The following is a 13,943-nucleotide window of genomic DNA, read 5'->3' as shown; positions in this document are numbered from 1 at the left end:
GGCCACCAGTGGTTGAAGCTCCCGCCACTCGCGATCTCCCGGCCCCAGGCCTTGCAGAACACGTAGTTCGTCCCCTGGTACAGCGTCCCCGTACTCGTCGTGCTCGTCGGCGAGCCGTACACCGCCGCCGTCGCGAAGGTGTCCACCCAGTACTGGCCGCTGCTCGGCGGCGGGGTGGTGGAGCCGCCGCCGGGGCCGTAGAGCCGGATGGCGCCGTAGTAGTCGCCGTGCGAGGAGAGCGCCGACACCTGCACGTAGCCGCCGGAGTACGGCGCCTCGGCGATGTAGCCCTGGCCCAGGTACATCGCCACGTGATGGATGGTGGAGGCGGTGTTCCCGAAGAACACCAGGTCGCCGGGGAGCAGCGGGCCCGTGCCGTCCCCCCGGTAGAACCTGGCGACGGCGCGGGAGGAGGGCCACTGGGTGGTGGTCACGCCGTTGATCACGTCGGCGCCGACCGCGAGGTAGTAGGCGTAGCGGACCATCCCGGAGCAGTCCAGGCCGCGGACGTGGCAGTCGTTCGGCGCGCCGTTGGACGCGTCGCAGATCCCGTAGGAGAGACCGGGCTGTCCGCCGTGGCCGCCGCCCCAGGAGTACGGCGTGCCGATCAGCCCGCAGGCGGCGTTCACGGCCGCGTTGGCCTGCGGGGCCGCGCCGGAGGACAGGACGGCGCAGGCGGGCGCCGCGTGGGCCTGCGGGGCACCCGAGAAGAAGACCAGGAGGGAGGCCAGCATGGCCAGCAGGGCGGCGTAGCGCAGGGCGGGTACGGCCCGGCGCGGCAGCATTTCTACGCGCGTAGTCACAGGGGCGTCCTCTACTCTTGTGCCGTAAGTGGCAACGGGGGAGCCGAAGTTGATGGCGGACATTCAAGCACCGCCGGGTCCGCGCCGATAGGCCCGGGAGGGAAATTCCCGGTGGCCACCCGAAGACCCGCACCCGACCGCCGCCGGGCCCGGAGCCGTGGGAGCGGGCTGACGGGCCGAAGGAAGGGCGAGCAGGCGGGCGGCCACGCCCCAGGACATGCCGAGGGCCGCGGTCCCCGTCGTCGGCGGGGAGCGCGGCCCTGGTGTCAGATCTGGCGGTCGGGGTCCGAGAAGGTGAGCCCGCCGACGGCGAGCGGCCGGGGGGCGGAGCGCGGCACCGGGATGTCCTCACCGGGCGGCTGGCGGAAGTCCGCCCCTTGTTCGAGCTTCTCGACGGGCAGGCTGCGACCGTCGACCCGGGTGGGGACGTCGGTGGCGGGTTCGGAGAATGCGGGCAGCCCGAGGCTGCGACGGTCGGGGGTCATGCGCACAGTGTGACAGGCCGTTGTCGCCGTCCCGTCACAGGCGCCCCGGGTGCGCCGGGCGGCATCCGTCAGAAGCTCTCCAGCAGGTCGACGAACCGCTGCGAGCCGGTGATGACGCCGGGCCGCGAACCGTCCTTCGCGGGCAGTTCGACCCCGACGGACTCGATCCGCCCCTCGTGCACCCAGAGCACGCCCGGGCTGAGCCTCAGCTGCGGCTCGCTCTGCTCCCACAGCTGCCGTCCGTACATCTCCATGGCCGCGGCTGACGTGTGCAGCCCCGGGCCGTCGATGACCACCAGCACGACGGTGTCCTCGCTCGGCGTGGCCGCCAGGAACCCGTGCGGAGCCGGGTGCCCGAGCAGTTCCGCCGCGCGCAGCACCTGGGCGGAGCCGAACTCGCCCGGCCCGGTGACGACCACCGAAGGGCTGGCGCCGCTGCCGCCGCGCTCGGTCTCGCACGCCTCGACACCCAGGTTGCGCAGCGCGGTGTTCCACAGCTCGTCCTCGGAGACGCCCCAGCGCCCGATCTGCTCCCGGGTGGGGAGGTAGACGCCGCCGTTCATCCGGAGCACGGCCGCGGCGGCCAGCTCGTGGCCGACCTCCCTGGTGACGCTTTCCTCGTCGGGGAGGGCGTCGGCGCGGAAGATCTTGGGCATCAGCAGGGAGCGCGCCTCGGCGAAGTCGGCCCGGCTCAGCCGCTGCCACTGGGCGGCGGCGTCGCGGTGCAGGGCCAGATACCGTGCGACGTCCGCGCGCCACTGCTTACGGGGCAGCCGGTGCTCCCGGGCCGCCAGGGTGGCCAGGTCCACCGGGTACCGGATGCCCTCGGTGCTGCCCAGCCGGATGGTCTGCTCGGGGCCGATCTCCACCGGCTCGCTCCCGCTGTCCTGCACGAACGCCGTGACGGCCTCGCTGAAGGCCTGCCACTCCGCCGGGCTGAACCAGGCACACCAGGAAGGGACTTGGGAGGGACGGCCGGACCGTCGGAACAATGCCATGCCGAGCAGCGTAGAACCCGCGGCGCACCCGCGACAGGGCGCGTGCGGGGGGCGGTCGGCGCTCCCGTGGCCCGCTCCCGTGGCCCGCTCCCGGTGGAGCGCGGGTACGATCCGGACGGGCTGTTCCGGCTCCCGCAGGGGGTGCGGGCCGGCTGACAGCGGTGCGGCGGCGGACCGCCGCCCGGAGGGGTACCCGAGCGAACCGGAGCCGGCCGTGGACGAGTCACAGGTGGACGCCTATCTGGCGCGGATCGGCGCGGCGCGCCCGGAGCGGCCCGACCTCGCCGCGCTGCGGGTCCTGCAAGGTGCACACCTGCGGACCGTCCCGTTCGAGAACCTCTCCGTCCACCTCGGCGAGCCGGTCGTCCTCACCGAGGACGCGCTGCTCGACAAACTGGTCGCGCGGCGGCGGGGCGGCTTCTGCTACGAACTCAACGGCGCGTTCGCCGCGTTGCTCACCGCGCTCGGCTTCCGGGTGACCCTGCTCTCCGCCCGGGTGTTCGACGGGGAGACGGCCGGGCCTCCGCTCGACCACCTGGCGCTGCGGGTCGACCTGGACGGGCCGTGGCTGGTGGACGTCGGGTTCGGACGGTTCAGCGAGCAGCCGCTGCGGCTGGACGAGCCGGGTGACCAGCACGACCCCGGCGGGGTGTTCCGTCTCCGGGAGCACGGCGGCGACCTCGACGTCCTGCTGGACGGCCGGCCGCAGTACCGGCTGGAACGACGCCCGTACGAGCTGGCCGACTTCGTCCCGACCTGCTGGTGGCAGAGCACCTCGCCGGACTCGCACTTCGCCAAGGGGCTGACCTGCTCGCGGCTCACCGACGACGGCCGGGTCACGCTCAGCGGCACCCGGCTGATCCGCACCGCGGGCGGCGGACGGGAGGAGCGCGAACTCAGCGCGGCGCAGGCGCTCGACGCCTACCGGGAGCACTTCGGACTGCCGCTGGACCGGCTGCCCGAGGTACGGGGCGCCCGGCGGACGTGAAGGCGGCCGGGGCCGGTGCACCCGGCCCCGACCGCCTCGCACGGCCTCGCGGAGGGTCAGCCCGCGTTGAGGCAGGTGTTGCCGAAGGCCGGGTTGAGCGCGCCGATCAGGTTGAGGCTGTTGCCGCAGGCGTTGATCGGGATGTGGATCGGGACCTGGATGACGTTGCCGGAGAGGACGCCCGGCGAACCGAACGCCACGCCTTCGGCCTCCGCCGAGGCACTCGCCACGCCGGCCGAACCGAGCACCATCGCGGCCGCGGCCCCGGCGAGCACGAGAGCCCTGCGGATGTCCTTCATGGTCTTCTCCATTCCTGAGGGGGTGGTGCCTGGTCGTGAGCGGATCACCGCCCGCCGTCGGAACGGCCGGGGCGACCTCGCAACCACTGTTGGCACATCAGCCGCCGGGCGCCAGGCGGGCGCACCGTACGTTCACCCGCCCGGGTGCCCGCCGGGGCCCCGGCTGGGCCATCGGTGCGCCCCGGCCGGTCCGGTGTCACGCCTCCCGGCGCGGTGTCACGCCTCGCGGCCCCGGGCGGAGCGGTCACCCCGGACGAAGCGCCGGAGCCGGCCGAGCGGGGTGAACCTCTCCCGGTTCGCCACCGAGGCGCGGTCCAGCTCCTCCATCAGGCGCCGCGAGCGGTGTTCGAGATCCAGCTCGTCCAGGATGCGGTCGATCTCGGCCAGCAGGGAGCCGTGCAGCTGCCACGCCCTGGGGTGCTCCTGAACGCGCGCCAGCAGCTTGTGCGCGACGTTGTCACGGCTCACCCAGGCGGCGGACAGCTCGGCCGTGAGGCGGTCCTCGGCCTCCTCGGCGTTGCGGCTGACCTGCGTGGTGACCAGGACGGCGAAGCTGACCAGGGCTCCGCCGACATGGCCGAGCAGTTCCTCCAGCGCCACCGCCACGTCGTGCGGGAACAGCTCCTCGTCGTCCTGGCGGTTCTTGGCCAGGTCGGTCAGCGAACGGGCCAGGACGCGCACCACGACGACGCAGATCTCCAGCGTGTCCAGCCCCGTCCGCAGCACCAGCCGGGAGAGCAGGCCCTCCGCGACCCTCGGGTTGAGGCGCAGACTGTCCTCCGCCTGGCGGAGTGCCGCGTCGACGTCGGCGATGGCCTGGTCGAGTTCGCGCGCCTCGTGCAGCCGGGCGACGGCACGCTCGAACGGGACGGTCCCGTTGCCCAGCTCCTCCCCGATCCGCACCAGCAGGTGGCGGGCCCGGCGGGCGAGGTCCTCGATGGACTCGCCCGCCGTGTCCACCCACACCGGAGCGGCGAACACCAGGTTGAAGAGCAGGCCGACCACGGCCCCGATCAGGGTCTCCAGGACGCGGTCCCAGGCCTGCGACGCCAGCCGGGTCACCCCGAGGACCAGCATCGCGCTGATCGCCACCTCGTTGACGAACTCGTCCACCCGGACGAACTGGCCGATCGTCAGGGACGCCAGGATGATCAGGCCCAGACTCCACCAGGAGAGGCCCATCAGGGAGCTGAACCCGATCGCGATCAGCACCCCGACCACCACCGAGTTGACCCGGCGGATACTCGTCTTCAGCGTGGAGTAGACGGTGACCTGCACGACCAGCAGGGCGGTGAGCGGCGCGGTCAGCGGCGCCGGCTCACTGCTCAGCTGCACGGCGACCGCGTAGGCGATGGTCGCCGCCACCGTCGCACGGATCGTCAGGGCCACGACTGGGTCCTTGAGGCGGCGCCTCAGGGCATCGGTCACTCCATTGCTTTCACCGGACATTCCTACCTTGTTCCCAGTCACCGGGGATTGCACCGCTCAGCGCGCAATCCTCACCAGGACGATCACCGGACCACCACCGTCACCGGGCTCCGGCGGTCACCGGGCCCCGACGATCACCCGCGGGCCGGGCGCCACATGGTGGTCACGGGACGGCCTCCGAGGGTGACGGTGTCGCGGGCGAGGAACCCGGCGCGCTCGTAGCGCCGGTTGTTCACCGGGTTGCACGACTCCAGGTAGGCCGGGGCGCCGACCGCGTCGATCCGGGCCAGGTTCTCGGCGAGCAGGCCCATCCCCAGGCCGCGGCCGCGGTGGTCGTCGTGCGTCGCCAGCAGGCTGAGGTAGAAGTGCGGCTCGCTCGGGTGCACCGCGTCCAGCCGTTCGAAGACGGCCAGGATTCCGTCGGCCGCCTCCCGGCCGGTGAGGCCGACCAGGAAGTCCTCCAGGCCGCCCTCCTCCTCGGCGGTCAGCTCGTGCTCGCCCGGCGGGATCCACAGGGCGGCCGACTCCACGTGCTCGGTCACCAGCATCCACGGGAACCGCAGCGCGGACGTCACGCACAGCCGCCACAGCGCCGCCGCCTGCTCCGCGCGCCGCCCGGCGTCGGGGAAGGCGGGGCCCCACAGCGGGTCGTCGAAGAAGGCGGTGGTCATGGTGGCGACGATCGCGTCGACGTCGGCGGCCGAGGCGACCCGCGCGGGTACGGGCGTGTACGGAGTGGTCACGGCGCCAGCCTAACCGCCCGGCCCGGCTCCCGACCGGTCCCCCGCGGGGGCCCATGATCCGCCGCCGAGCGGGCACACTGGGACGACGAGGGCCCGCCGGCGGGCCGCAGCGGAGGAGGGGCGGATGGACGCGACCGAGTGGTTCTGGTGGTCGGTGGTCGCGATCGCGGTCGTCGCCACCGTGGTGGTGGCGGTGCGGCTGACGATCAAGCTGGTCCGGGCCCGGCGCCTGCTCGGCGCGTCGAACATCCCGATGTCCAACAAGGTGATGTTCTGGGCTGCCATCGCCTACCTGGTCAGCCCGGTCGACCTGCTGCCCGATCCCGTCCTGCTGGACGACATCGGCTTCCTGCTGCTGGCCCTGCGCTCGCTGCACAAGGCCGCCGTCAGGGTCGGCGCCGTCGGCCCGGGCCGCCCGGAGGCCTAGCGGCGCCCTCGGCCCGGGACGGCACGAGGCAGGACGGCAGACACCGCGGCGGCCGGGGGAACGCTCCCCCGGCCGCCGCCCGCCGTTATCCGTTCGCCGCCTGGCCCGGCGGCGGCAGCAGCCGCAGGCGCAGCGTGAGCGCGGGTTCACCGCTGCCGCGCTCCCATTCGACGTCGGCGACCGTGTACGCGGGGCCGCCGGTCAGCCAGTCGGCGGCCGCCCGGAACAGGGCCGCCGGGTCGGCGCCGCCGAGCAGCAGGGTGCCGTCGTCCTCCACCGTGACCCACAGGTCGACGTGATGGTTCACGAACGCACCTGCCCGGCCCCGCAGTTCGTCCGCCACGGAGTTGCCGTTCAGTTCTGTCGTCACTTGACCCCCTCGGTGCGCGCCGAATTGCCACTGGTGGGCGAATGCCCTCGTGGCGTCCCGCCAACCCTGTGGTCCGTGTGCGACCTCCGGCGGTCACGGCCCCCGTCAGCGGATAGCGGGAGCGCTCTCCCCGGAGCCCCGCGAAATGAGCCTGGTGGGGAGCACGACCCGCTGCGGCGGTCCGTCGTAGCCGTCCAGCCGGCGGAAGAGCAGCTCGGCGGCCTCCCGGCCGAGGCCGGCCGGATCCTGCGCGACCACGGTGAGACCCGGGGTGAGCAGCGGCGCGAGTTCGAGGTCGTCGAATCCCACCAGGGCCGGGCGCGCGACCAGGGCGGGCAGGCGCTGGAGCGCACCGAAGGTGATCCGGTTGTTGCCCGCGAACAGGGCGGTCACCGGCGCGGCGCCCGAGGTCAGCCGGTCGACCTCGGCCGTGACGGTCGCGGCGTCGGTCGGCCCGGTGACCACCCACGCCTCGTCCACGGGCAACCCGGCGACGGCCATCGCCTCGCGGTAGCCGCGCAACCGCTCGGTCGTGGTGTGGATGTGCGGCCGGTCCCCGAGGAAGCCGATCCGGCGGTGGCCGTGCCGGATGAGGTGCTCGACGGCCTCGCGGGCGCCGCCCGCGTTGTCGCTGAGCACGGCGTCCGCCTCGATCCGCCGCGCGGGGCGGTCGACGAACACCGCCGGGATGCCGACCGCGAGTTCGGGCAGCAGGTACCGGTGGTCGTCGCCGGCCGGGACGACCACCAGGCCGTCCACCCGGCGGGCGCAGAAGGCGAGGGCGAGTTCGCGCTCCAACGCCGGGTCGGCCGAGCTGGAGCCGCTGAACAGCAGCGAGCCGTGCCGGCGTGCGACGTCCTCCACGGCGCGGCCGAGGGTGGCCGAGAAGGGGTCGGCGAGATCCTCCAGCAGCAGAGCGACCCCGCCGCCACGGCCCGTCCGGACCATGCGGGCACCCTCGTTGCGGCGGAACCCGAGCTCGCCGATCGCCGCGGCCACCCGGGCGGCCGTCCCGGGGGTCACTCCGGCCCCGCCGTTGACGACACGGGAGACGGTCTTGAGGCCGACGCCCGCACGGGCGGCGACATCCTTCATCGTGGGCCGGGCGCCGTAGTGGGTCGTCATATGTCGGAGCATAGGGACCGGGGGCGCACGCCCGGCGCGGGGGTCCGTCCCGGCGGCGCCGGTCAGCCGCCCTGCCGGGCCGCCTCGCGGCGCTGCCGCTTGCCGAGCGGCGCCGACGAGCGGTCCTCCGCCTGGGACTTGAGGTTCTTGTACGGGTACCCGCGCTCGGCGAGCCAGGCGCGCGCCGCGGCCTCGGCGCGCGCGGTGGCCGCCAGGATGTTTTCCTCCGCCTCCCCGGAGTCCGCGAAGCGGAAGGTGAAGGAGAGGCGGGCGGCGAGGTCGTAGCTGAGGTGGCCCTCCGGGGTGAAGGAGGCGGTCAGGATGTCGTGCTCGGCGGCGCGGGCGGTGAGTTCGGCGTGCTGCTCGGCGCTGAGGCCGTCGAAGAGGCCGCGGACGGTGACGCGGAACGTGCGAGTGCTCATCCCGCGACCCTAGCGGCGGCCCCGCCGGATCGCGGAGGGATTATTCCGCGCTCGACAGATAGTCTTCGCAGAGATAATCTATGGGAAGAGCATCTAGCCGAGGAGAGCACGCCATGTGGGAGTACCAGCACAGCATCGAGACCACCGCCACCCCCGAGGCGGTCTGGCGGCTCTGGGCCGACGTCGACAACTGGGCCGCCTGGAACGCCGGGATCGAGAAGATCGAGATCGACGGCCCGTTCGCGGCGGGCTCGCAGATCACCATGACCCCGCCCGGGGACGACCCGGTACTGCTGCGCATCGCCGAGGCGGTCGAGGGCGAACTCTTCGTCGACGAAGCCCGTTTCGACAGTCTCGTCCTGCGCACCACCCACCGGATCGAGCCGGTCGGCCAGGCGCGGATCCGGGTGGTCTACCGGATGGAGATCACCGGCGAGGGCTCCGACCAGGCCGGACCGCAGATCGGCCCCGCCATCACCGCCGACTGGCCGGACACGATGGCCGCCCTGGCCCGGCTGGCGCAGGGCTGATGGCCCTCGCCCCGGGCGAGAGCCCGGGCTTCCTGCTGTGGCACGCCAAGCTGCGCTGGCAGCGGGCGGTCGCCTCGGCACTGGCCCCGCTCGACCTCACCCATGTGCAGTTCGTACTGCTCGCCTGCACCTGGTGGCTCAACGGCCAGGGCGAGCACCCGAACCAGTTGGCCGTCGCCCGGCAGGCCGGCACCGACGTCAAGATGACCTCGCAGGTGCTGCGCACCCTGGAGGCCAAGGGGCTCGTCGAGCGGGAGGTCGACCCGGCCGACACCCGCGCCAAGCGGCTGCGCGTCACGGCGGCCGGCGCCGAACTGGCCCCCCGCGCGGTGGCCGCCGTCGAGCAGGCCGACACGGAGTTCTTCCGGTCCGTGCCGGTGGCCGACGCGGTGGCCCTGCTCGGACGGCTGGCCCACCCCGAGGCCTGAACCCTCGCCCCGTTGCGCCCGGCCCGTCCGAGGCCCTGCCCATTCGGGGCCCCGGCCGTTCGGGCCTGCCTGTCCGGGCCTGGCCGGTCCGGGCCCGGCCTATCCGCGGCCCGGGCGGAACGAGGCCACGGTGGCCGCGAGCACGTCGTCCCAGGGGGTCGGGGCGAGCGCGAAGGCCTGCTCGGCGGCGCCGGCGTCGATGATGAACGGCTGCTCCAACTGGTAGGCCGTTTCGCGTACTTCGCGGATCACCGGGTTCGTCCAGCCGAGCACCGTCAGGACGGCGCCGGGGATCCGCGACACCTTGACGGGATCGACGCCGGCCACCCGGGCCAGGTCGCCGACCGCCTCGCGCTGGGTGCGCGGGGCGTTGCTCGGCACGTGCCACGGCCGGCCCCAGGCGCGCTCGTCCCCGCCGACGGCGACCAGGAGCCGGGCGACGTCCTCGGTGTACGTCCAGCTGTGGACGGTGTCGGGGCTGCCCAGGACCTGGACGCCCTTTCCCGCGAGCAGGCGCGGGACGACCCGGTCCCCGAGGTGGCTCTGGGCTCCCGGTCCGACGTAGTCGGCGCTGCGGACCTCGGTGGCCCGGATCCGGCCCGCCCCGTGCAGGGCGAGCGCGTCGAGCCACATCCGGACGCGGACCTGCCCCTTCACGGAGTTCGGGTTCAACGCAGTGCTCTCGGTCATCGGCGCGTCGACCGCGCCGTACCCGTACAGGTTGCTGACCGTCGCCAGCACGGCGCCCGAACGCTCGGCGGCCGTCAGCAGGGCGGCGGCGAGCGGCGGCCAGTCCGTGGTCCAGCGGTGGTAGGCGGGGTTCGCGCAGTTGTAGAGCACCGCCGCGCCGTCCGCCAGCCCGCTCAGCGCACCGGCATCGGTGGCGTCCAGGCGCACCGCCCGTACCCCGGCGGGGAGTGCGGCGGTGCCGGACCGGGTCACCACGATGGTCTCCTCGCCGCGTTCGGCGAGAAGCCGGGCGGTGGCGGTGCCGACCGGGCCCGCTCCGACGATCAGGTGCTTGGTCATGGTGTCCTCCAGCGACGGTCGAGTGGGCGAGAACACTGTTCTCGTCGATGCCGAGACTGGCGGAGCCGGGCGGAGTTGTCAAGAACACTGTTCTCTCTTGCGATCAGTGATCTCGTGAGAGGTCAGCGTTCTCGTCAGCAGTCGGTGTTCTCCTCTGCGATCAGCGTTCTCCTCTGTTGCCACTGTTCTCGCCGGATGGCAGGATGACGCCATGCCCAGCGACCCGAAGGCCCTCACCGCACGGGAGCGGGCCCGAATCGAGTTCACCCGGGACATCAAGCAGGTCGCCCGCGGCCAGCTCGCCGAGCACGGCGCGGCCGCGCTCTCCCTGCGGGCGGTGGCCCGCGAGCTCGGCCTCGGGTCCGCGTCCGCGCTCTACCGCTACTTCCCCGGGCGGGACGCGCTGCTCACCGCCCTGATCGTCGACAGCTACGCCGCCCTGGGCGACGCCGCCGAGGCCGCGCACGCCGCCCTGGGCGGGGAGGACGTCCTCACCCGCTGGGCCGGAATCTGCCACGCCGTCCGCGACTGGGCCCTGCTCCACCCGCACGAGTACGCGCTGATCCACGGCTCCCCCGTACCCGGCTACGCGGCGCCGCCCGACACCGTCCCCCCGGGCACCCGGGTGCCGTTCCTGATCGGCGGCCTGTTCGCCGACCTCGCCGCCGGGGCCCGGCAGCTCCCGGCCGGGGAGACGGCCGTACCCCCTGCCGTCCACCAGGCCCTCCGGCCGCTGCTCGGCCGGCTGCCCCCCGCCGTGCCCGAGGATCTCGTCGTCAGCGGGCTGATGGCCTGGACGTACCTCTTCGGCGCCGTCTCGTTCGAGGTCTTCGGCCACCGCAGCGCCGTCATCGAGGATCCGGCGGCGTTCTTCGACCACGAGATCCGCCGGATCGGCGCGCTGCTCGGCCTCGCCCCGCAACCGGACGACCGGGCCGGACCGGCCTGAGCGGCGGACGCCGCACGCCCGGCCCGGCACCCGTCCGCCGTCACTTGTCCGCGACGAGCTTCCCGGCCGCGCCCCAGCTGTCCGCCGGGACTTCGTGGATCCACACCTGGACGGTCTCGGCCGGGATCCGGTAGGCCTCCACGAAGGCGTCGGTGATCCGGGCGACCAGGTCGCGCTTGAGTGCGATGTCGCGGGGGCCCTGCTGGACGGTCACGATGGGCATGGTGTGCTCCTCGCTCGGTGGCCGGCACCGGCTGGTCCGGTGCGCTCTGCCGACGGGAACCAGTTCACCGCGCCGGCCCCGCCCGCACCCAGACCCGAATCGCGATCGCAGCGATCACCGATCCTGATCGTCGCAGGCCGGCGGCCCGCCGGAGGGCGAACGGCCCACTTTCAGGCAGGCCTTCAGGAGCAGCGCCACCGGGGGCGGGAGGGGCCCGCAACGGACCACCAGCGCGACCGGGAGCGTGAGTCCGGGGTCGCGGAACGGGACGAAGGCGACCCGGGGGATCCGCAGGATCCGCGCGTTCGCGCCGTACACCACCGTCCACATCGGGGTGCCCGCGCCGATCGCGGCCAGCGTGTCCTGCAAGGTGCCGGAGGCGGGCCCGGGCAGGGGCGCGAACCCGGCCTGCCGGCAGCCGTCCAGGACGAGGTCGACCAGCGCCGGGTGGTTGCGCCGCTCGGTCATCCGCAGGGGCAGGCCGGCCAGCTCGGCGAGTGCCACCGACGGGCCGGCCGCCAACGGATGCCTGGCCGGTACGGCGGCCACCAGTTCGTCGTCCCAGAGGTGGTGCCGGTCGAGCCCGGGAGTCTCCTGCGGAGCGCCCCCGCGGACGAACGCCGCGTCGATCCGGCCGTCCGCCAGCCTGGCCAGCCGCTCCTGCACGGGCACGGCGACCAACTCGACCCGCACCCCGGGGGCACGCCGTTCGAAGACGTCGAGCAGCCCGTCGAGCCGTTCCCCGAGTGCGGTGACGGTTCCCAGGCGCAGCCCGCCCGCCGGCCCGTTCGCCAGCCCGGCGGCCACCGCCCGCGCGTCGTCCTCGGCGGAGAGGACCGCGCGGGCGGCCGGCAGGAACGCGGCGCCGGCCGGGGTCAGCCGCACCAGCCGGGGCCCGCGGTCGAACAGCTCGACCTTCAGCTCCCGTTCCAGCCGCCGGATCTGCTGGCTCACCGCAGGCTGGCCGATCATCAGCCGCTCGGCGGCCCGCCCGAAGTGCAACTCCTCGGCGACGGTGGCGAAGTACCGCAACTGCCGCAGTTCCATCTGCGCTCCCCCTGTCCGTGCGCGCCGCCTGCTCGAACGGCCGACGGGTGTCGAGGCGCACTCGTCGGTGGACGCGGTGGGCTCCCGGACCGTCGGGAGTTCCCGGTCGCCCCCGGCGGCCCGCAGGACCGCGTCCGTGGGCTCGCAGGACCGCGTTTTTGTGGGCGCGCTGTCGCCACGGGACACGAGTGTGCCAAACGGTTGATCTTCCGCCACTCGCCGGGCCCCCTCCCCCGGCAGGGCGCCGCCCGTCACCCCATGACGCGCGAGGGCGGGGCCGACACGGGACGGCGCCACCTGCCGCGTACAGCTGATCGATCGTCACCGTGACGTAGCCTCGGCCGGGAGCCGCACGGCAGCGGGCACACCCCTTGCGACGGCCGGCGGGGCCACCGGGCCGGTCGATCCCCCGGCCTGGACGGGCGGCGCCCGGGTCGGACGGCGGGGGCTGAATGGGAGGGCGCACCGGTATGGAGCCACAGCCGCAGGCCCGGCGGAGCCTGGTCCGGCGGTCGAAGCCCCTGCGCCCGCCGCGCCCGCGTGTGCGGCCGCCCCGGTCCGTGCCCCCGGCGGACGGCGACCGGGTCGGCCCCGGGCTGCGGCGGGCGGCCGGGTACGCCTGGCGGCTGCTGCTGCTGGGCGCCGTCGTCTACGCCGTCCTGGTGCTGCTCGGCAAACTGGTGCTCCCGGTGATCGCGGTGTTCGTGGCCCTGGTGATCACCGCGGTGCTGCGCCCGGTCGCGGACCTGCTGGACCGCCGGCTGCCCCGCGGCCTCGCCGTCGCGGCCTCCGTGCTCGGCGCGCTCCTGCTGCTGGCGGGCCTGCTGGCGTTCATCGGCGAGACCGTGGCCCGGGACTGGACGGGGCTGGGCGACGAGTTCCGAGGCGGCCTCGACCGGATCGAGCGCTGGCTGGAGGGCGCGCCGTTCCACCTGCAGCCGAACAGCATCTCGGACCTTCAGGCGAAGATCACCTCGTTCGTGTCCTCCCACCGGTCCACCCTGGTGACCACCGCCGTGGGCGAGGCGACCCGGGTGGTGGAGATCGTGACCGGCGCCGCGCTCGCGCTGTTCTGCTCGATCTTCTTCATCTACTCGGGCGACGGGATGTGGCGCTGGGCGGAGCATCAGCTGCCGGCCGGTGCGCAGGCGACCTGGGACGCGGTGGGGCGGGCCGCCTGGCGGACCTTCGCCGGGTACACCCGGGGCATCATGATCGTCGCGGCCACGAACGCCGCCCTGGTGGGCATCGCGCTGGCCGTGCTCGGGGTGCCGCTGGCCCTGCCGCTGACCGTGCTGGAGTTCTTCGCCACGCTGGTGCCGCTGATCGGCTCGCCGGTGGCGATGGCGATCGCCGCCGTCGTGGCACTGGCCGCCAAGGGCCCGGTCACCGCGCTGATCGTGCTGGCCCTGATCGTGGTCATCGGCCAGATCGAGGGGCATCTGCTGCATCCGCTGGTGATGAGCTGGGCCGTCCGGCTGCACCCGGTGGTGGTCGCGCTGTCGGTGACGGCGGGCGGCATCCTGGCCGGGGTGATCGGCGCGGTGGTGTCGGTGCCGGTGGTGTCGGTGGTCTGGGCGGTGGCCGTCGAGCTGCGCCGCCACCGGGCCGGGCGCGGCTGAGGCCGTCCGGCCGCCGCGGTGTCACCG

Annotated in this window: 18 protein-coding genes; 6 read left to right on the top strand and 12 right to left on the bottom strand. The window is 74.0% G+C overall.

The genetic code is table 11. From position 1 onward, the window contains the following. The 3 genes from ACFUK0_RS19365 to ACFUK0_RS19355 form a co-directional block, all read right to left on the bottom strand. Window positions 1-803 (bottom strand): C40 family peptidase (locus ACFUK0_RS19365; protein WP_380251721.1); only part of this gene is annotated, 803 nt, incomplete at its 3' end. Between the two features lie 266 nt (window positions 804-1,069). Continuing rightward, the gene (locus ACFUK0_RS19360; protein ID WP_380251720.1) at window positions 1,070-1,288 is read right to left on the bottom strand and encodes a hypothetical protein; all 219 of its coding nucleotides are present in this window, start codon (window positions 1,286-1,288) and stop codon (window positions 1,070-1,072) included. 68 nt (window positions 1,289-1,356) lie between these two features. Further along, the gene (locus ACFUK0_RS19355) at window positions 1,357-2,286 is read right to left on the bottom strand and encodes a hypothetical protein (protein ID WP_380251718.1); all 930 of its coding nucleotides are present in this window, start codon (window positions 2,284-2,286) and stop codon (window positions 1,357-1,359) included. Between the two features lie 214 nt (window positions 2,287-2,500). On the opposite strand from ACFUK0_RS19355, the gene ACFUK0_RS19350 reads away from it, so the two are divergent. After that, the gene (locus ACFUK0_RS19350) at window positions 2,501-3,274 is read left to right on the top strand and encodes an arylamine N-acetyltransferase (protein ID WP_380251716.1); all 774 of its coding nucleotides are present in this window, start codon (window positions 2,501-2,503) and stop codon (window positions 3,272-3,274) included. Window positions 3,275-3,330: 56 nt separating this feature from the next. Here ACFUK0_RS19350 and ACFUK0_RS19345 read toward each other — a convergent pair whose 3' ends face one another. From ACFUK0_RS19345 to ACFUK0_RS19335, 3 genes are all read right to left on the bottom strand, one after another. Then, window positions 3,331-3,573, bottom strand: coding sequence for a chaplin (locus ACFUK0_RS19345; protein ID WP_380251714.1), 243 nt, complete (start codon window positions 3,571-3,573; stop codon window positions 3,331-3,333). A 216-nt stretch (window positions 3,574-3,789) separates the two neighbouring features. Then, window positions 3,790-5,022 carry an aromatic acid exporter family protein gene (locus ACFUK0_RS19340; protein ID WP_380251712.1) on the bottom strand — a complete coding sequence of 411 codons (1,233 nt, stop codon included), beginning with the start codon at window positions 5,020-5,022 and terminating at the stop codon, window positions 3,790-3,792. Between the two features lie 113 nt (window positions 5,023-5,135). After that, the gene (locus ACFUK0_RS19335) at window positions 5,136-5,744 is read right to left on the bottom strand and encodes a GNAT family N-acetyltransferase (protein WP_380251710.1); all 609 of its coding nucleotides are present in this window, start codon (window positions 5,742-5,744) and stop codon (window positions 5,136-5,138) included. Between the two features lie 124 nt (window positions 5,745-5,868). Between ACFUK0_RS19335 and ACFUK0_RS19330 the strand changes: the two genes are divergently transcribed. Beyond that, window positions 5,869-6,171 carry a YkvA family protein gene (locus ACFUK0_RS19330; protein ID WP_380251708.1) on the top strand — a complete coding sequence of 101 codons (303 nt, stop codon included), beginning with the start codon at window positions 5,869-5,871 and terminating at the stop codon, window positions 6,169-6,171. Window positions 6,172-6,256: 85 nt separating this feature from the next. On the opposite strand, the gene ACFUK0_RS19325 is transcribed toward ACFUK0_RS19330, so the two are convergent. The 3 genes from ACFUK0_RS19325 to ACFUK0_RS19315 all read right to left on the bottom strand — a co-directional run bounded on the left by ACFUK0_RS19325 (window position 6,257) and on the right by ACFUK0_RS19315 (window position 8,088). Continuing rightward, on the bottom strand, window positions 6,257-6,541 hold the full coding sequence (locus tag ACFUK0_RS19325; RefSeq protein WP_380251706.1) for a hypothetical protein: 285 nt from the start codon (window positions 6,539-6,541) through the stop codon (window positions 6,257-6,259). Between the two features lie 105 nt (window positions 6,542-6,646). Continuing rightward, entirely contained in the window at window positions 6,647-7,666 is a 1,020-nt protein-coding gene (locus ACFUK0_RS19320) for a LacI family DNA-binding transcriptional regulator (protein ID WP_380251704.1), read from the bottom strand. A gap of 62 nt (window positions 7,667-7,728) precedes the next feature. Then, window positions 7,729-8,088: a DUF6204 family protein gene (locus ACFUK0_RS19315; RefSeq protein WP_380251702.1), complete on the bottom strand. Its 360-nt coding sequence runs from the start codon at window positions 8,086-8,088 to the stop codon at window positions 7,729-7,731. Between the two features lie 113 nt (window positions 8,089-8,201). Here ACFUK0_RS19315 and ACFUK0_RS19310 point away from each other — a divergent pair, with 113 nt between their 5' ends. Together ACFUK0_RS19310 and ACFUK0_RS19305 are read left to right on the top strand one after the other, a co-directional pair. Next, window positions 8,202-8,618: an SRPBCC family protein gene (locus tag ACFUK0_RS19310; protein ID WP_380251701.1), complete on the top strand. Its 417-nt coding sequence runs from the start codon at window positions 8,202-8,204 to the stop codon at window positions 8,616-8,618. Further along, the gene (locus tag ACFUK0_RS19305) at window positions 8,618-9,046 is read left to right on the top strand and encodes a MarR family winged helix-turn-helix transcriptional regulator (protein WP_380251699.1); all 429 of its coding nucleotides are present in this window, start codon (window positions 8,618-8,620) and stop codon (window positions 9,044-9,046) included. Before ACFUK0_RS19310 ends, ACFUK0_RS19305 begins: the two co-directional genes overlap by 1 nt. Before the next feature lie 99 nt (window positions 9,047-9,145). On the opposite strand, the gene ACFUK0_RS19300 is transcribed toward ACFUK0_RS19305, so the two are convergent. Then, window positions 9,146-10,075 carry an NAD-dependent epimerase/dehydratase family protein gene (locus ACFUK0_RS19300; RefSeq protein WP_380251697.1) on the bottom strand — a complete coding sequence of 310 codons (930 nt, stop codon included), beginning with the start codon at window positions 10,073-10,075 and terminating at the stop codon, window positions 9,146-9,148. Between the two features lie 211 nt (window positions 10,076-10,286). Between ACFUK0_RS19300 and ACFUK0_RS19295 the strand changes: the two genes are divergently transcribed. After that, a complete protein-coding gene (locus ACFUK0_RS19295; protein ID WP_380251695.1) occupies window positions 10,287-11,024 on the top strand; it encodes a TetR/AcrR family transcriptional regulator in 738 nt (245 codons plus the stop codon). 40 nt (window positions 11,025-11,064) lie between these two features. Here ACFUK0_RS19295 and dmpI read toward each other — a convergent pair whose 3' ends face one another. Both dmpI and ACFUK0_RS19285 read right to left on the bottom strand, forming a co-directional pair. Beyond that, window positions 11,065-11,247, bottom strand: a complete 183-nt coding sequence (gene dmpI / locus ACFUK0_RS19290; protein ID WP_380251693.1) for a 4-oxalocrotonate tautomerase DmpI — start codon at window positions 11,245-11,247, stop codon at window positions 11,065-11,067. A 114-nt stretch (window positions 11,248-11,361) separates the two neighbouring features. Next, complete coding sequence (locus ACFUK0_RS19285; RefSeq protein WP_380251691.1) at window positions 11,362-12,294, bottom strand: LysR family transcriptional regulator; 933 nt, start codon at window positions 12,292-12,294, stop codon at window positions 11,362-11,364. A 560-nt stretch (window positions 12,295-12,854) separates the two neighbouring features. On the opposite strand from ACFUK0_RS19285, the gene ACFUK0_RS19280 reads away from it, so the two are divergent. Next, window positions 12,855-13,916: an AI-2E family transporter gene (locus ACFUK0_RS19280; RefSeq protein WP_380251689.1), complete on the top strand. Its 1,062-nt coding sequence runs from the start codon at window positions 12,855-12,857 to the stop codon at window positions 13,914-13,916. Window positions 13,917-13,943 lie beyond the last annotated feature (27 nt).

Origin of the sequence: Kitasatospora sp. NPDC057223, assembly GCF_042669755.1 — a bacterium.
In the GTDB taxonomy this organism is placed as follows: domain Bacteria; phylum Actinomycetota; class Actinomycetes; order Streptomycetales; family Streptomycetaceae; genus Kitasatospora.
The sequence above is the reverse complement of the archived record's forward strand: the minus strand, read 5'-3'. Positions and strand labels throughout refer to the sequence as shown.

What these genes read in the sequence shown, in the direction of transcription:
- ACFUK0_RS19360 (WP_380251720.1), bottom strand. Translation starts at nt 1,288, where the DNA reads ATGACCCCCGACCGTCGCAGCCTCGGGCTGCCCGCATTCTCCGAACCC.
- ACFUK0_RS19355 (WP_380251718.1), bottom strand. Translation starts at nt 2,286, where the DNA reads ATGGCATTGTTCCGACGGTCCGGCCGTCCCTCCCAAGTCCCTTCCTGG.
- ACFUK0_RS19345 (WP_380251714.1), bottom strand. Translation starts at nt 3,573, where the DNA reads ATGAAGGACATCCGCAGGGCTCTCGTGCTCGCCGGGGCCGCGGCCGCG.
- ACFUK0_RS19340 (WP_380251712.1), bottom strand. Translation starts at nt 5,022, where the DNA reads ATGTCCGGTGAAAGCAATGGAGTGACCGATGCCCTGAGGCGCCGCCTC.
- ACFUK0_RS19330 (WP_380251708.1), top strand. Translation starts at nt 5,869, where the DNA reads ATGGACGCGACCGAGTGGTTCTGGTGGTCGGTGGTCGCGATCGCGGTC.
- ACFUK0_RS19320 (WP_380251704.1), bottom strand. Translation starts at nt 7,666, where the DNA reads ATGACGACCCACTACGGCGCCCGGCCCACGATGAAGGATGTCGCCGCC.
- ACFUK0_RS19315 (WP_380251702.1), bottom strand. Translation starts at nt 8,088, where the DNA reads ATGAGCACTCGCACGTTCCGCGTCACCGTCCGCGGCCTCTTCGACGGC.
- ACFUK0_RS19310 (WP_380251701.1), top strand. Translation starts at nt 8,202, where the DNA reads ATGTGGGAGTACCAGCACAGCATCGAGACCACCGCCACCCCCGAGGCG.
- ACFUK0_RS19305 (WP_380251699.1), top strand. Translation starts at nt 8,618, where the DNA reads ATGGCCCTCGCCCCGGGCGAGAGCCCGGGCTTCCTGCTGTGGCACGCC.
- ACFUK0_RS19300 (WP_380251697.1), bottom strand. Translation starts at nt 10,075, where the DNA reads ATGACCAAGCACCTGATCGTCGGAGCGGGCCCGGTCGGCACCGCCACC.
- ACFUK0_RS19295 (WP_380251695.1), top strand. Translation starts at nt 10,287, where the DNA reads ATGCCCAGCGACCCGAAGGCCCTCACCGCACGGGAGCGGGCCCGAATC.
- dmpI (WP_380251693.1), bottom strand. Translation starts at nt 11,247, where the DNA reads ATGCCCATCGTGACCGTCCAGCAGGGCCCCCGCGACATCGCACTCAAG.
- ACFUK0_RS19285 (WP_380251691.1), bottom strand. Translation starts at nt 12,294, where the DNA reads ATGGAACTGCGGCAGTTGCGGTACTTCGCCACCGTCGCCGAGGAGTTG.